The 16278-nt window shown below is 70.0% G+C and carries 11 protein-coding genes and 1 pseudogene; 9 read left to right on the plus strand and 3 right to left on the minus strand.

All coding sequences use genetic code 11. The annotated features are described in order from the left end of the window. The first annotated feature begins 609 nt into the window (after positions 1-609). Entirely contained in the window at positions 610-2160 is a 1551-nt protein-coding gene (locus DMC18_RS20080) for an alpha-N-arabinofuranosidase (protein WP_199228612.1), read from the plus strand. A gap of 223 nt (positions 2161-2383) precedes the next feature. On the opposite strand, the gene DMC18_RS20085 is transcribed toward DMC18_RS20080, so the two are convergent. From DMC18_RS20085 to modA, 3 genes are all read right to left on the minus strand, one after another. Then, positions 2384-4456 (minus strand): transglycosylase domain-containing protein, encoded by a 2073-nt coding sequence (locus DMC18_RS20085; RefSeq protein ID WP_233248234.1) that lies wholly within the window; start codon positions 4454-4456, stop codon positions 2384-2386. Positions 4457-4559: 103 nt separating this feature from the next. Then, positions 4560-5222: a molybdate ABC transporter permease subunit gene (modB, locus tag DMC18_RS20090; RefSeq protein ID WP_110121848.1), complete on the minus strand. Its 663-nt coding sequence runs from the start codon at positions 5220-5222 to the stop codon at positions 4560-4562. A gap of 5 nt (positions 5223-5227) precedes the next feature. Next, positions 5228-5986, minus strand: a complete 759-nt coding sequence (modA, locus tag DMC18_RS20095; RefSeq protein ID WP_110121847.1) for a molybdate ABC transporter substrate-binding protein — start codon at positions 5984-5986, stop codon at positions 5228-5230. Between the two features lie 120 nt (positions 5987-6106). Between modA and DMC18_RS20100 the strand changes: the two genes are divergently transcribed. The 8 genes and pseudogenes from DMC18_RS20100 to DMC18_RS20135 all read left to right on the plus strand — a co-directional run. Next, the gene (locus DMC18_RS20100; RefSeq protein ID WP_110121846.1) at positions 6107-6892 is read left to right on the plus strand and encodes a TOBE domain-containing protein; all 786 of its coding nucleotides are present in this window, start codon (positions 6107-6109) and stop codon (positions 6890-6892) included. A gap of 150 nt (positions 6893-7042) precedes the next feature. Beyond that, positions 7043-7621 carry an ANTAR domain-containing response regulator gene (locus DMC18_RS20105; RefSeq protein ID WP_110121845.1) on the plus strand — a complete coding sequence of 193 codons (579 nt, stop codon included), beginning with the start codon at positions 7043-7045 and terminating at the stop codon, positions 7619-7621. Next, positions 7618-8784 (plus strand): CmpA/NrtA family ABC transporter substrate-binding protein, encoded by a 1167-nt coding sequence (locus DMC18_RS20110; protein WP_110121844.1) that lies wholly within the window; start codon positions 7618-7620, stop codon positions 8782-8784. The genes DMC18_RS20105 and DMC18_RS20110 overlap by 4 nt, the downstream gene beginning before the upstream one ends. Before the next feature lie 254 nt (positions 8785-9038). Further along, a complete protein-coding gene (locus DMC18_RS20115; protein WP_110133247.1) occupies positions 9039-10262 on the plus strand; it encodes a NarK/NasA family nitrate transporter in 1224 nt (407 codons plus the stop codon). A gap of 25 nt (positions 10263-10287) precedes the next feature. After that, complete coding sequence (nirB, locus tag DMC18_RS20120) at positions 10288-12753, plus strand: nitrite reductase large subunit NirB (protein ID WP_370444056.1); 2466 nt, start codon at positions 10288-10290, stop codon at positions 12751-12753. A 21-nt stretch (positions 12754-12774) separates the two neighbouring features. Next, positions 12775-13104 (plus strand): nitrite reductase small subunit NirD, encoded by a 330-nt coding sequence (gene nirD, locus DMC18_RS20125; RefSeq protein WP_110133248.1) that lies wholly within the window; start codon positions 12775-12777, stop codon positions 13102-13104. A gap of 4 nt (positions 13105-13108) precedes the next feature. Then, positions 13109-15793, plus strand: a pseudogene (locus tag DMC18_RS20130) (molybdopterin-dependent oxidoreductase); the annotation flags it as partial. Positions 15794-15848: 55 nt separating this feature from the next. Further along, on the plus strand, positions 15849-16278 hold a 430-nt coding region (locus DMC18_RS20135), incomplete at its 3' end, for a uroporphyrinogen-III C-methyltransferase (protein WP_233248235.1).

Consider the following 16278-nt stretch of genomic DNA (forward strand, 5'->3'; position numbering starts at 1 on the left):
CGCGCCCTGACGCACTTCTGGCCGCATGAACGGGGGAGCCTTGCGTGGGGAAGGGGTGAAGGGCGGAAGAGGCCCGCGCGCCCCGGCCTGAGGCACAACGATCGCGCGGGGCGTCTATGCTTCGTCGAAACGGTATTTAGAACACACACATCCGGGCGAGGCCCGGACGCCCCGCGCCCTCTCCATCAGCTCAGCGCATTGGCGCGTGAGACTGATAAGCCGTGCCCGAAACCCCCTCAGTCGCTCCGCGACAGCTCCCCCAGAGGGGGAGCATCTTTCTGGCGAGGCGTCGGACCAGATCCTCCCCCTCTGGGGGAGGTGGCCCGGAGGGCCGGAGGGGGTCCGCGTCAGCGGAACCTCCCCCGGAGGTTCCTCGCGAACGGCCGCCACCTTCTCCCGCAAGGGGAGAAGGGCGCGACCAATCATCCGACAAGCCCCGAACCTCCGCTGCCTGACTATGTCGTTGTATTGCTGGCCCCCACACGACGCCCCGCCTCGATTGACGCTCCGTACGCCCGAGTATACTCAGACAAATAACAACGTGCCGTGTCGACACCCGTACGACCGAGCCACGTGGCGACGAGAGGGAGAAATCAAGTGAACTCGAAGATGCTGAAGCACGCCCTATTGGGCGGGGTCGCCGTGATGCTGCTGAGCGTCGGCGCGGCCGGCGCCCAGACCAAGGTCGGCGGGACGCTGCGCGCCGACCAGCCCGGCGCGGTCATCCAGCCCGAGGTCTACGGCCAGTTCGCCGAGCATCTGGGTCGCGGCATCTACGAAGGCGTCTGGGTCGGCGAGGACAGCAAGATCCCCAACATCAAGGGCTACCGCAAGGACGTGGTCGACGCCCTGAAGGCCCTGAAGGTGCCGGTCGTGCGCTGGCCGGGCGGCTGCTTCGCCGACGACTACCACTGGCGCGACGGCATCGGCCCGCGCGACAAGCGCCCCGTCCGCGTCAACGTCCTGTGGGGCGGCGTCGAGGAGCCCAACAGCTTCGGCACCCACGAGTTCATGGACTTCGCCGAACTGATCGGCACCAAGACCTATGTCGCCGGCAATGTCGGCGCCGGCACGCCTCAGGAAATGGGCCAGTGGCTCGAGTACCTGACCTCGCCCACCCAGTCGACCATCGCCAACGAGCGCCGCGCCAACGGCCGCGACAAGCCCTGGAAGGTCGACTATTTCGGCGTCGGCAACGAGAACTGGGGCTGCGGCGGGCAGATGACGCCCGAGCACTACACCAACCTCTATCGCAACTTCGCCGAGTTCGTGCGCGCCCCGCGCGGCAACCGCCCGGTCAAGGTGGCCTCGGGCCCCAACGCCCAGGACTACAACTGGACCGAGGTCCTGATGAAGGGCGCGGCCAAGAACATGGGCGCGCTCAGCCTGCACTACTACGTCATTCCGACGGGCGACTGGGGCAAGAAGGGCTCGGCCACGGTGTTCGACGAGCAGGCCTGGGGCGATACCCTGGTCCAGGCCGAGAAGATGGAAGAGCTGGTCTCCAAGCACAGCGCCATCATGGACAAGTACGACCCCGAGAAGAAGGTCGGCCTCTATGTCGACGAATGGGGCGTCTGGTACGACGTCGAGCCGGGCACCGAGCCGGGTTTCCTCTACCAGCAGAACACCATGCGCGACGCCATGGTGGCCGCCACGACCCTGAACATCTTCCACAAGCACGCCGACCGGGTGCGCCTGGCCGCCATCGCCCAGATGGTCAATGTGCTGCAGGCGATGATCCTGACCGACAAGGAAAAGATGGTCCTGACGCCCACCTACTGGGTGTTCGATCTCTACAAGCCCTTCCAGGGGGCGACCTATCTGCCGCTCGAGATCGACGCGCCGCAGTACACCATCGGCAAGTCGTCGGTCCCGGCCGTGACGGCCACCGCCGGCAAGGGAACCGACGGCCTCGTCCACCTGGCCCTGACCAATGTCGACCCGAACAAGACCGCGACCATCTCGGTGAAGCTGACGGGCCTTTCCGCCAAGACCGCCAAGGGCCGCGTTCTGACCGGTCCGGAAATGTCCTCGCGCAACACCTTCGACAAGCCCGACGCCGTCAAGCCGGTCGAGTTCAAGGGCGCGACCATCAAGGGCGACGTCCTGACGGCGACCTTGCCGGCCAAGTCGGTGGTGGTGCTGGATCTGAATTGAGGCTTCTGACAGCCTGAAACGACGAAGAGCGCCGGTGAAAACCGGCGCTCTTTTTCGTTCCGCCCTCAAAGCTCGTCATCCCGGCCGAAGCGCGCAGCGCGTAGAGCCGGGACCCAGGGGCCGCCGCAATGCGTCGGCGACCGCCAGGGAGGTTGAACGGACCACGGAGCCCAGCCCCCTGGGTCCCGGATCGGCCTGCGGCCGTCCGGGATGACGATCAGGGTTACGGGAGGTTCGTCGGGCCGCGCGGCTCGGTCGGCGGCGCAGGGGCCGCGGGAACAGGAACCGGCGCTGGCGCGTCGGGCGCCGGGGCCGTCGGATCCGCTGGGGCCAGACCCTCGACCGGCGGGGCTTCCGGTGGCAGCGGCAGGCCGTCGGGGCCGAGCAGCGGTTCGGCCAGGCTCGGGTCCTCGGCCGCCGTGGTCGCGTCGTCTTCGGCGGGCTTGGGCGCGCCGCCGGTGGCCGAGAGGGCGAAGGCCTTCCAGATCTTGGCCGGCAGGCCACCGCCGACCACGCCGTTCATGGCGCTGTTGTCGTCGTTGCCGACCCAGACGCCGATGACCAGGTCGCCGACATAGCCGACGAAGATCGCGTCGCGATAACCCTGGGTGGTGCCGGTCTTGCCGAAGGCGCCGGGGATGGCGGCCTCCACGCCGGTGCCGCGGTGCACGGCCGAGCGCAGCAGGTCGCGCATGCCGGCCAGTTCGGCCTTCGACAGGGCGCGGGGCTTCTTCGACGGCTTCCAGTCGGCCAGGCCGTGGGCCACGACCGGGGTCTCGCCGGCGGCGATGGCGGCGTAGGCGCTGGTCAGCTGCACCAGGCTCATCGGGCCGGTGCCCAGCGCCAGGGTCAGGTCGTCGGGGATCGGTTCGGTGACGCCGAGGTCGCGGGCGGTGGCCACGATCGCCTTGCGGCCGACCTGCTGGGCCAGGCGCACGGCCGCCACGTTGGACGAGCCGGCGAAGGCGGTGATCAGCGGCACTTCGCGGCCGGCGTACTTGCCCTCGTGGTTCTTCGGGCTCCAGCCGCGCACATCGACCGGCGCGTCGAGGATCGGCGAGGTCGGGGTCATGCCCTGGCGGATGGCGGCGAGGTAGACGAACAGCTTGAAGGCGCTGCCCGGCTGGCGGCCGGCGTCGGCGCGGTTGAACTGGCTGGCCTTGTAGTCGCGGCCGCCGACCATGGCCACGACGCGGCCGTCGGTGCGCATGGCCACGATCGCGCCCTGGGTGACGTTCAGCACCTTGCCGTCGCGGGCGATGGCGTCGTTGAGGATCTTCTCGGCCTTGGCCTGCAGCTTGGCGTCCAGGGTCGTCTTGACGATGGTCTCGCCGTAGCGGGCGTCATAGGCGGCGCGGGCCTGCGGGAACACCCAGTCGGCGAAGTAGGAGCCGGTCGGCAGCTTGTCGCGCGGCGGGATCGGACGGATGTCGCGCTTGGCCTTGTCGGCCTGGGCCTGCGTGATCACCTCGGTTTCGACCATGGCGCCCAGCACCACGTCCATCCGCTCGCGGGCGCCTTCGAAGTTCTCGGTGGGGGCCAGGCGCGAGGGGGCCTTGACCATGCCGGCCAGCATGGCGGCCTGGCCGACGCTGAGCTTCTCGGGCGTGGTGTCAAAATAGTGCCGGGCCGCGGCCCGCAGCCCGAACGCGCCTTCGCCGAAATAGACCGCCGACAGGTAGCGCGACAGGATCTCTTCCTTCGAGAGTCGGGCCTCCAGCCACAGGGCGATCAGCGCTTCCTGCGCCTTGCGGCGCAGGTTGCGGTCGTTGCTGAGGAAGGCGTTCTTGGCCAGCTGCTGGGTGATCGTCGAGGCGCCCTCGGACACCCCGCCGGCCTTGGCGTTGGCGCCGACGGCGCGGGCGATGGCCTTGGGGTCGATGCCCATGTGCTTGTAGAAGCGCCGGTCCTCGATGGCGATGAAGGCGCCGGGCACATAGGCCGGCAGCTTCGAGGCCTCGATCGGGGCCTCTTTGTACGAGCCGCGCCGGGCGATCGGCGTGCCGTCCGAGGCCATCAGCACCATGGTCGGGTTGCTGGCCGGCTCCAGGGCCCGGCCCAGCGGCAGCGACCACAGGAGCCAGGTCACGACCGCGACGATGGCCAGCACGAAGACGCCGGCGCCGATCTGCCACGGCCGCTGCTTCCAGATCGGAACGCGCGGGGCGGGGGCGGGCGCTTCCGTCGCGGGCGCCGCCTCGATCTCTTCCGTTGCGGGAGCGACCGCTTCCACGGTCTCCTCGACCTTGGGGGCGTCGTCGTCGGAACCGGTGTTCGGAGCGGCGGGGTCGGACATGCGCGATGGAACTCGAAGGCGGGCCGAGAGGAGGCGAAAGCGCGTCAATAGCACAGGCGTGGCGGCCGCCCAGCGTCCGCGTGCCAAATAGGGAAACGTCGGTTCAGGCCGGAGCGCTCCGCCGCCGCTCGAGCAGCAGCAAGGTCAGCGCCGCCAGGAAGCCGAAGGCCAGCAGCAGCGCCGACAGCTGATGGGCCTTGTCCCATTCCAGGCTCTCGACCAGGCGGTAGATCTCGATCGACAGCACTTCCGTCTCGCCCGGGATGCCGCCGCCCAGCATCATCACCACCCCGAACTCGCCGATCGTATGGGCGAAGGCCAGGAGGGCGGCGACCGCATAGCCGGGCAGGGCCAGCGGCAGGGCCACGCGCCAGAAGGTCGCCGCCTTGCCCGCGCCCAGGGTCGCGGCCGCCTCCAAAGGCTCGTCGCCGATGGCCAGGAAGGCGTTGCGCAGCGGCTGCACGGCGAAGGGCAGGGAATAGACCAGCGAGCCGATCACCAAGCCCTCGAAGGTGAAGGCCAGGGTCCGCACCCCGAAGGGCTGCAGCAGAAGCATCAGCGGGCTCTTCGGCCCGAGCGCGATCAGCAGATAGAAGCCCAGCACCGTCGGCGGCAGAACGATCGGCAGGGCGACCAGGGCCCCGACCACCGGCTTCAGCACCGAGCGGCCCCGCGCCAGCCACCAGGCCAGGGGCGTGGCCAGCACCAGCAGCAGCACGGTGACGACCGTGGCCAGCTTCAGGGTCAGCCAGACGACCTCGGCCATGGCCGTCAGCGCACCTCGTAGCCGTAGCGGCGGATGATCGCCTTGGCCTCGCGCCCCTTCAGGAAAGCCAGGAACGCCTTGGCCGCCTCGCTGTTCTCGCCGGTCTTCAGCAGCACCGCCTGCTGGTCGATCGGGGTGTGGTCGGCCTTCGGCACCACCCAGCGCGAGCCGCCCTTGTCGTCGATCACCTGCGACAGGGCCACGAAGCCCAGTTCGGCCGCGCCGGTCTGGACGTACTGGTAGGCCTGGGTGATCGACGAGCCGGTGACGATCTTCGGCTTCAGGGCGTCCTGCAGCTTGAGCTTGGTCAGCGTTTCGACCGCCGCCAGGCCGTAAGGCGCGGCCTTTGGATCGGCGATCGACAGCTTCTGGAAATTGCCCTTGGCCAGCACCGCGCCCTTGCCGTCGACCAGGCCCGGGATCTTGCTCCACAGCACCAGGCGGCCGGTGGCGTAGGTGAAGCGCGAGCCGGGCACGGCCAGGCCTTCGGCTTCGGCCTTCTGGGGCCGCTCGACGTCGGCCGACAGGAAGACCTCGTAGGGCGCGCCGTTGGCGATCTGGGCGTAAAACTGGCCAGACGAGCCGAAGCTCAGCGTCGCCTTGTGACCCGTGGCCTTCTCGAACTTCTCGGCGATGGCCTTGGCCGGTTCGGTGAAGTTGGCGGCCACCGCCACCTTGGTCTCGCCCGCGAAAGCCGCGCCGGCGACCAGCGACAGCGCTCCAGCCACGATGGCGGCGAGCAGGGGGCGGCGGGCGAAGGGCATCGGCGGCTCGGTTCGGCGGTTATGCATCGCGAGTACATAACGAGGTTTCGCCGACTGTCAGGCTGTTTTTTCGAGACCAGCCGGGCGACAAGCGGGCGAACGGAGTCGAAAGGCGTCTCGATGAGCGAAGCGGGCGATCTCAGCGCCAGCCTGATCCTGAGGCGCGGGGCCCTGGCCCGTGTCGGCCTGGAGCGCATCGCCCTGGTCGAGGCCGTGGCCGAGCTCGGCTCGATCAGCGCCGCCGCCAAGCGCCTGGGCCTCAGCTACAAGGGCGCCTGGGACGCCGTACAGGCGCTGAACAACCTGTTCGACGCGCCGCTGATCGCCGCCAGCGCCGGGGGCAAGTCCGGCGGCGCGGCCCAGGTCACCGCCCGCGGCCATGCGGTCATCAAGGCCTTCCGCGACATGGAGCGCGAGGTCGGGGCGGCGCTTTCGCGGCTCGAAGCGGGTCTGGCGTCCGAAGACGGCGCCGACCTCTTCTGGAGCCTCGGCCTGCGCACCAGCGCCCGCAACGCCCTGCGCGGAACCGTCGTGGCCCTGGCCCCGGCCGGCGTCACGGTCGAGGTTCGCCTGGCCCTGGGCGGCGGCTTGGAGATCGCTTCGGTGATCACCCGCCGCAGCGCCGAGGAGTTGGGCCTGGCCATCGGGCGGCCCGCCGTGGCCCTGATCAAGTCGAGCTTCGTGCGCCTGGTCGCCGAGCCGCCCGCCGCGTCCGGCGACAACAGGCTGTCGGGCGTCGTTCTCGACCGCGAGGACGGCGAGGCGGCCAGCGAGATCGTCGTCGCCCTGGCCGAGGGCAAGACCCTGGTCGCCACGGTTGCGCGGGACCTCGCCGGAGCTTTCGAATCCGGCGCCGGCGTCCATGCGCTGATCGCGCCGTCGGACGTGATCCTGGCTGTCGATTAGGCCGGCGCCACTCTTGGTCGCAGAGGCGGCGGGCCTGATCTGCACTAGCACTATGCAACGGCGCCTCATGCTTGAGCGGAACCATGTACAAGCATGGCCATGGGCGCAAAACGCTCCCCCCGCGCCGTCGCGGTCCTTAGGGCGATAGCCATGCGCGTTCTCGTCATCGATCCGGATCCGGCCCGCGCCGCCTTGGTGGCCGAAGGGCTGGAGGGCGTGCACCCGCTGGAGGTCCGTCGTTCGGCCCGCTTCGACGAGCGCGAAGCGATCGAGTTCGCGCCCGACGTGGTGGTGATCGCCGCCGAAAGTCCCGATCGCGACACGCTGGAAAGCCTGCGTGAGGCCAGCCAGGCCAATCCGCGTCCCGTGGTGATGTTCGTCGACCGCTCCGAGCCGGGCCTGGCCGAACAGGCGGTGCGGGCCGGCGTGGCGGCCTATGTCGTCGACGGCCTGGCGCCGGCGCGCGTCCGACCGATTCTCGACGTGGCCATGAGCCGCTTCGCCCTGACCCAGCAGTTGCGCGGGGACCTCGCCAAGGTGAAGGCCGACCTGGAGGCCCGCAAGACGGTCGAGCGGGCCAAGGGCCTCTTGATGAAGGAGCGGGGGCTGGACGAGGACGGCGCCTATCGCCTGCTGCGCAAGCTGGCCATGGACCGCGGCAAGCCCATCGGCGCGATCGCCGCCGACCTGCTGGCTTTCGCGGGAGTGTTGAAGGGGGACGCCTCTTGAGCGGGCTCGCCGATCTGAAGCTGGGCTTCATTCCGCTGACCGACTGCGCGCCGCTGGTGGTGGCCAAGTCCCTCGGCTTCTTCACCGAGGAAGGGCTCGACGTTTCTCTGAGCCGCGAGGCCTCGTGGGCGACGATCCGCGACAAGGTCGCCGTCGGCGCGCTGGACGGCGCCCACATGCTGGCGCCCATGGCCCTGGCCGCGGCCGCCGGCGCGACCGGCGGTCTGACGCTCGACGTCGGACCCTCGCTGATCGCCCCTATGGCCCTGAACCGCAACGGCAGCGCCATCACTGTCTCGATCGCCCTGGCGGACGCCATGCGGGCGGTCGATCCCGAAGCAATGGCCGAGCAGCCGGTCTCGGCGCGGGCCCTGGCCAAGGTGATCGCCGACCATGCGGCGCAGGGACTGTCGCCCCTGACCTTCGCGGTCGTTTTTCCCTATTCGATGCACAATTACGAGCTGCGCTACTGGCTGGCGCAGGCCGGGATCGACCCGGACCGTGACGTGCGCCTCGTCGTCACCCCGCCGCCGCGCATGGTCGAGCAGATGCGGGCCGGCGACATCGACGGCTTCTGCGTCGGCGCGCCCTGGAACGCCGTGGCCGTGCTCGAAGGCCTGGGCGAGGTGCTGATCAGCGCCTCGGCCTTCTGGCCGGGCGGTCCCGACAAGGTGTTCGGCGTCACCGAGGCCTGGGCCCATCACTATCCCGACGAGTTGCGCGCCGCCCTGCGCGCCATGATCCGCGCCTCGGCCTGGGCCGACGATCCCGCCAACCGCCAGGACCTGATCGACCTCCTGGCCCGCCCCGATCACGTCGGCGTCGCGCCCGAGGCCCTGGCCCGCGCGCTCAACGACGAGATCGTCTTCCATCGCGACGGCGCGGGCCTGCCGCGCCGCGAGCACGCCCTGTGGTTCCTGTCGCAGATGGTGCGCTGGGGGCAGGTGGCGTCCGACGTGGATCTCGAAGCGGCGGCCGACGCGGTCTATCGCCCGGACATGTTCCGCGCCGCCGCCCTGACCGCGGGTCCTGTCGTCGATCCCGCCCAGGTGTTCGACGACGGCCCGCCGGAACTGGCGCCGCTGTTCGAGGGGCCGGCCTTCGATTCCACGCTCGCCGGCCGTTACGCCGCTGGGTTTTCGATCGGTCGCGCTCGCGCCTGAGGGGCTTTCGCCTCTCGCATCTGCACAATGCCTGGGCGCCGTCGGCGCCCTTTTGCTGAGCAATCATGCTGTGGCGACGTTGTGCAGGGCGGCGCCTCTTCGGTTCGTGACATCCGTCCCCGGACCGTTGTTCTGTTAGCTCAAGCCTTCGGACAACGGCGTCCGTGGCTGCCAGAGACGACCGCTCGGATGCGGTCACCCGACGAGGCGACGACGCCTCGCTCTCGCAGACACGCAACACTCCGAGGCGCATCATGATTTCTCGTGACTTCCTCAAGGCCGGCCACACGCCGACCCTGTTCGCCGCGTTCCTTAATTTCGATCTGTCGTTCATGGTCTGGGTGATCCTGGGCCCGCTGGGCGTGGCCATCGCCAAGGACTTCGGGCTCGACCCGGCCCAGAAGGGCCTGATGGTCGCCATTCCCGTGCTGGCCGGCGCCCTGCTGCGCCTTGTCAACGGCATCCTGGTCGACCGCATCGGCCCCAAGAAGACCGGCATGTTCGGTCAGCTGATCGTGCTGGGCGGCCTGGTCACGGCCTGGCTTCTGGGAGTGCACAACTACAATCAGGTCCTGGCCCTGGGCGTGATCCTGGGCGTGGCCGGCGCCTCCTTCGCCGTCGCCCTGCCGCTGGCCTCGCGCTGGTATCCGCAGGAGCACCAGGGGCTGGCTCTGGGCATCGCCGGCGCCGGCAACTCGGGCACCGCCCTGGCCGCCCTGTTCGCGCCGATGCTGGCCAAGACCTTCGGCTGGCAGAACGTCATCGGCCTGGCCGCCATCCCTCTCGCCGTAGCCTTCGTCGTCTACATGCTGCTGGCCAAGGACGCTCCCGAGCAGCCCGCGCCCAAGAAGCTGGCCGAGTACCTCGACGTCCTGAAGGTTCCGGACGCCTGGTGGCTGATGCTGCTCTACGGCGTCACCTTCGGCGGCTTCGTCGGCCTGGCCTCGTCGCTGACCATCTACTTCAACGCCGAATACGGCCTGGATCCGGTGATCGCCGGCTTCTTCACCGCCGCCTGCGTCTTCGCTGGCTCGTTCATCCGCCCGGTCGGCGGCGGTCTGGCCGACCGCTTCGGCGGGGTGCGCACCCTGACCGTCGTCTACGCCCTGGCCGCCTTCGGCCTGGCGGTGGCCAGCTTCAAGCTGCCCTCGCACTGGCTGGCCCTGGCGGTGCTGATGTTCTCGATGCTGGCCCTGGGCGCCGGTAACGGCGCGGTGTTCCAGCTGGCCCCGCAGCGCTTCCGCAAGGAGATCGGCGTCATGACCGGCCTGATCGGCATGACCGGCGGCATCGGCGGCTTCTACCTGGCCTCGACCCTCGGCCTCGCCAAGAAGCTGACCGGCGACTACCAGATCGGCTTCCTCGGTTTCGCGCTTCTGGCGTTGTTCGCGCTCTTCGCCCTGCACGGCCTCAAGGCCCGCTGGCGCGCCGTCTGGCCGACCCTGCACGGCGCTGAAGCCGCTCCGGTTCGCGTCTGATCCTCTTTTCCAAGTGAGCAAAGTCATGACCAAGGAAAAGCTGGTCGTCATCGGCAACGGCATGGCCGGGTGCCGAGCGGTCGAAGAGATCCTCAAGCGCGATCCCTCGCGCTACGAGATCTCGATCTTCGGCGCCGAGCCGCGGGTCAACTACAACCGCATCATGTTGTCGCCGGTGCTGGCGGGCGAGAAGACCTTCGACGACATCGTCATCAACGACGAGGCCTGGTATCGCGACAACGGCATCACCCTGCATGCCGGCCGCTGGGTCACCGGGGTCGATCTGGAAGGCCGCAAGGTGATCGCCGAGGGCGGCCTGGAAGTCGCCTACGACAAGCTGATCCTGGCCACCGGCTCGGATCCGTTCCGCCTGCCGCTGCCGGGAGCCGACCTGTCGGGTGTGGTCACCTTCCGCGACCTCGACGACGTCGACGCCATGATCGCCGCCTCGGCCAAGCCCGGCGCCCGCGCCGTGGTCATCGGCGGCGGCCTGCTGGGCCTCGAAGCCGCCTATGGCCTGGCCCGCCGGGGCATGGGCGCCACGGTCGTCCACCTGATGGACGTGCTGATGGAGCGCCAGCTCGACGAGAGCGCCGGCTATCTGCTGCGCGAGGCCCTGCTGGAGCGCGGCGTCGAGACCGTGCTCGGCGCCCACTCCGAAGCCATCGTCGGCGAGGACGGCAAGGTCACGGGCCTGAAGCTGAAGGACGGCCGGACCCTGCCTTGCGACATCCTGGTGATGGCCGTCGGCATCCGTCCCAATGCTGCATTGGCCAAGACCGCTGGCCTGCAGGTCAATCGGGGCGTCATCGTCGACGACGCCATGCGCACCTCCGATCCGGCCGTGTTCTCGGTCGGCGAATGCGTCGAGCACCGCGGCAACTGCTACGGCCTGGTGGCCCCAATCTGGGACATGTGCCGGGCGCTGGCCGAGGAACTGACCGACGGCGCCGGCGCCTATGCCGGTTCGGTGCTGTCGACCCGCCTGAAGGTCTCGGGCGTCGACGTCTTCTCGGCCGGCAAGTTCGCCGGCGGCGAGGGCTGCGAGGACATCGTGTTCCGCGACGCCGGCCGCGGCGTCTACAAGCGCGTGGTCATCGAGGACGGCAAGGTGGCCGGCGCGGTGCTGTTCGGCGATGCGGCCGACGGCGGCTGGTACTTCGACCTTATGAAGGCCGGGACCGACGTCGCCGACATCCGCGACACGATCATCTTCGGCCAGGCGATCACGGAAGGTCTGTCCGGCCTGGACCCTAGTGCGGCCGTTGCGGCCATGCCCGATACGCAGGAAATCTGCGGCTGCAACGGCGTCTGCAAGGGGGCGATCACTTCCGCCATCACCACCCAGGGCCTGACCAGCCTGGACGACGTGCGCGCCGTCACCAAGGCCTCGGCCTCGTGCGGCTCGTGCACGCCGCTGGTCGAGCAGGTCATCCGCGCCACCCTCGGCGACGGCTTCAAGGCCCAGACCGGCCCCAAGCCGATGTGCAAGTGTACGCACCATCCGCACGGCGTGGTGCGCGAGGCGATCCTGGCCCAGGACCTGAAGTCCATGCCCGCGGTCATGCAGGCCATGGAATGGACCACGCCCGACGGCTGCGCCTCGTGCCGTCCAGCCCTGAACTACTACCTGCTGTGCGCCTGGCCCGGCGAATACAAGGACGACAGCCAGTCGCGCTTCATCAACGAGCGCGTCCACGCCAACATCCAGAAGGACGGCACCTATTCGGTCGTCCCGCGCATGTGGGGCGGCATGACGACGCCGGACGAACTGCGCGCCATCGCCGACGTCGCCGACAAGTACGCCATCCCGTCGGTGAAGGTGACCGGCGGTCAGCGCATCGACCTGCTGGGCGTCAAGAAGGACGACCTGCCGGCGGTGTGGGCCGACCTCAACGCCGCGGGCATGGTCAGCGGCCACGCCTACGCCAAGGGCCTGCGCACGGTGAAGACCTGCGTAGGCAGCGACTGGTGCCGGTTCGGCACCCAGGACTCCACCGGCCTCGGCATCAAGCTCGAGAAGTTCATGTGGGGCTCTTGGGCGCCGGCCAAGGTCAAGCTGGCGGTGTCGGGCTGCCCCCGCAACTGCGCGGAGTCGACCTGCAAGGACATCGGCGTGATCTGCGTCGACAGCGGCTACGAGATCCATGTCGGCGGCGCCGCCGGCCTGCACATCCAGGGCACGCAGCTGCTGACCAAGGTGGCCACCGAGGAAGAGGCGATCCAGCTGATCTCGGCGGTCATGCAGATGTACCGCGAGGGCGGCTGGTACCTGGAGCGGATCTACAAGTGGATGGCCCGCGTCGGGCTCGACACGATCCGCGCCGCCACCGTCGAAGACCTCGACAACCGCGCCGCGCTCTTCGCCCGCTTCGTGAAGTCGCAGGAGACCGCCCAGGTCGACCCGTGGGCCGAACGCGCCAGCAAGGGCGTCGAGGCCGGTGAATTCAAGCCGATGGCGACGCTTCCGATGGGGATGGCTGCGGAATGACGATCCAGACTTTCGACATCGATGCCGGCCTGGCACGACGTCGGCGCCGTCACCGACATCCCGGAGCGCGGTTCGCGTCGGGTGGCGACGGCGCAGGGCGACGTGGCCGTGTTCCGCACCAGCGACGGCCAGGTCTTCGCCCTGGTGGACCGCTGCCCGCACAAGCACGGTCCGCTGAGCCAGGGCATCGTCCACGGCCATGGCGTGACCTGCCCGCTGCACAGCTGGGTCATCGACCTGAAGACCGGCCACCCCACCGGCGCCGACGCCGGCAAGGGTTGTACGCCGGTGGTGCCGGTGCGGGTGCAGGACGGCCGCGTCCTGCTGGCCCAGCCGGTGATGGCGGACTGACGCCATGGCCGACGGCTCCGGCGTCATCGCGACGGTCAGGACCACCTGCCCCTATTGCGGCGTCGGTTGCGGCGTCGCGGGGGCTGCAGGCGGCGGCAGAACGCTGGCGGTGTCGGGCGACACCGCCCACCCGGCCAACAAGGGTCGGCTGTGTTCCAAGGGCTCGGCCCTCGGGGCCACGGTCGGCCTGCAGGGCCGTCTGCTCGAGCCCTCGATCAACGGCCGCGTCGCCAGCTGGGGCGAGGCCACGGCGCTGATCGCCAAGCGCTTTCGCGACACCATCGCCCGCCACGGCCGCGACAGCGTCGCCTTCTATGTCTCCGGCCAGTTGCTGACCGAGGACTACTACGTCGCCAACAAGCTGATGAAGGGCTTCATCGGCTCGGGCAACATCGACACCAACAGCCGTCTCTGCATGGCCTCGGCCGTCGCGGCCCACAAGCAGGCCTTCGGCGCCGACCTGGTGCCGGGCTGCTACGAGGATCTCGACGAGGCCGATCTGGTGGTCTTCGCCGGCCACAACGCCGCCTGGACCCATCCGATCCTGTTCCGCCGCCTGGAGGCCGCCAAGGCCCGCGGCCAGAAGCACGTGGTCATCGACCCGCGCCGCACCGACACCGCCGAGGGCGCGGACCTTCACCTGGCCCTGGCCCCGCAGAGCGACGTGCGGCTGTGGAACGGCCTGCTGGCCGAACTCGACCGTCGCGGCCAGCTCGACCTCGACTACATCCGCGAGCACGTGAACGGCTTCGACGCCGTCCGCGAGGCCCTGGCGCAGGACGACCAGTCGCCCGTCGCCGTCGCCGCCGACTGCGGCCTGGCGATCGAGGACCTGCTGGCCTTCTACGACCTGTTCGCCGCCCACCCGAAGACGGTCAGCCTGTTCTCCATGGGCTCCAACCAGTCGGCCCAGGGCGTGGCCAAGGGCCTGGCGATCATCAACACCCACCTGGCCACCGGCCGGATCGGCAAACCGGGCGCCTGCCCGTTCTCGATCACCGGCCAGCCCAACGCCATGGGCGGGCGCGAGACGGGCGGCATGGCCAACACCCTGGCCGGCCATATGGACTTCGCAGCCGAGGACCGCGACCGCGTCGCCCGCTTCTGGGGCGCGCCCAACACCGCCCGCGCGCCGGGCCTCAAGGCCGTCGAGATGTTCGAGGCCGTCCGGTCGGGCAAGATCAAGGCGATCTGGGTGATGGCGACCAACCCCGCCGTCAGCCTGCCCAACGCCGGCGCGGTGCGCGAAGCGCTGGAGGCATGCCCGTTCGTGGTCGTCTCCGACTGCGTCGAGACCGACACCACAGCCTACGCCCACGTGAAGCTGCCGGCCCTGGCCTGGGCCGAGAAGGACGGCACGGTCACCAATTCCGAGCGCCGCATCTCACGCCAGCGGGCGCTGTTCCCCGCGCCGGGCCAGGCCCGCGCCGACTGGCGGATCATGGCCGACGTCGCCCAGGGCATGGGCTTCGACGGCTTCGGCTGGCCCTCGCAGGCCTCGATCTTCCGCGAATGGGCGCGCCTGACGGCCTACGAGAACAAGGGCTCGCGCCTGCTCGACCTCTCGGGCCTGTCGGCCATGACGCCCGACGACTACGCGGCGATGACGCCGATCCAGTGGCCGGTCCGTGTGGCCGGGCAGGGGACGCCGCGCCTGTTCGACGACGGCCGCTTCCAGACGCCCGATGCTCGCGGCCGCATGGTCCCGGTGCGCCCCAAGGGGCCGGCCGACGCGGTAAGCGACGCCTGGCCGATGTCGCTCAACACCGGCCGCATCCGCGACCAGTGGCACACCATGACCCGCACGGGCCTGGCCCCGGACCTCTGCCGCCATGCGCCCGAGCCCTTCGTCGAGATCCACCCGCGCGACGCCGAGGCCGCCGGTATCAAGGACGGCGCCCTGACCCGGGTCTCCACCGTGCGCGGCGAGGCCGTGGCCCTGGCCAAGGTCACCGACCGCCAGCGGCCCGGCGGCCTGTTCATGCCCATGCACTGGACCGACGCCTTCGCGCCGTCGGGCAAGTCCAACCACCTGATCGCGCCGAACCTCGACCCCACCTCCGGCCAGCCGGAGTTCAAGCACACCCCGGCCCGGGCGCGGCCCTATCGCGAGACCTGGAAGGGCTTCTTCCTGACCCGCGACGTCGTCGCCGCCCCGGCCAATCTCGATCTGGTCTGGCGGCGCATCCCCCAGGACGCGGCCCAGTTGCACGAGTTCGCCGGTCGCGGCGACGCCTCCGAGCGCGAGGCCCTGCGCAAGCGCCTGACCAAGGGCCTGACCGGAGAGACCACGGTGTTCGAGGACGCCGGCGCCGGCTCGCGCCGTGAAGCCTGGATCGAGGACGGCCGCCTGGTCGCCGTGCTGTTCCAGACCGCCGCCGGCCGTCTGCCGCCGCGCGACTGGCTGGCCGACCTGTTCGCCCTGGACCAGCTGTCCGCGCAGGACCGCTCGTCGCTGCTGATCGGCCGTCCGCCCGGCGCGCCGGTCGACAAGGGGCCGATGGTTTGCGCCTGCCTGAAGGTTGGCGCCAAGGCCGTAGACGCCGCCATCGCGGCCGGAGCCGCCACCGCCGACGCGGTCGGTGCGGTGACGGGCGCCGGCACCAATTGCGGCTCGTGCCGTCCGGAGATCGCCCGGATGATCGCCGCCGCTGCTTCCCTCAAGGCCAAGGAGACCGCCGATGCGTGCCGTGTCGCTGGGAGACGTTCTGCTCGTTGGCGCCGGTCCGGGTCCGGTGGACCTGATGACCCTGCGCGCCGCCCGCGCGGTCGAGAGCGCCCAGGCGCTGCTCTATGACGCCCTGGTCTCGGACGCGGCGATCGCCCTGGCGCCGGCCGGCTGCGTGCGGATCCTGACCGGCAAGCGCTCGGGCCGGCCCAGCATGAAGCAGGAGGCGATCAACCGCCTGATGCTGCGCCTGGCCCGTCGCGGCCTGCGCGTCGTGCGGCTGAAGGGCGGCGATCCTTCGGTGTTCGGCCGGGTGGGCGAGGAGGCCGAGTTTCTCCGTGCGCATGGTGTGAGCGTCGAGGTGGTGCCTGGCGTCACCGCCGCCAGCGCCGCCGCCGCCCAGTTCAACTTCCCGCTCACCCATCGCGGCGAGGCCCGGCGGGTGATCTTCACCACGGCCCGGGTCGGCAGCGGCGACGTCATCGAGGACTGGGCCGCCGCCTCGG

Source organism: Caulobacter sp. D5 (assembly GCF_003185805.1).
Lineage (GTDB): Bacteria > Pseudomonadota > Alphaproteobacteria > Caulobacterales > Caulobacteraceae > Caulobacter.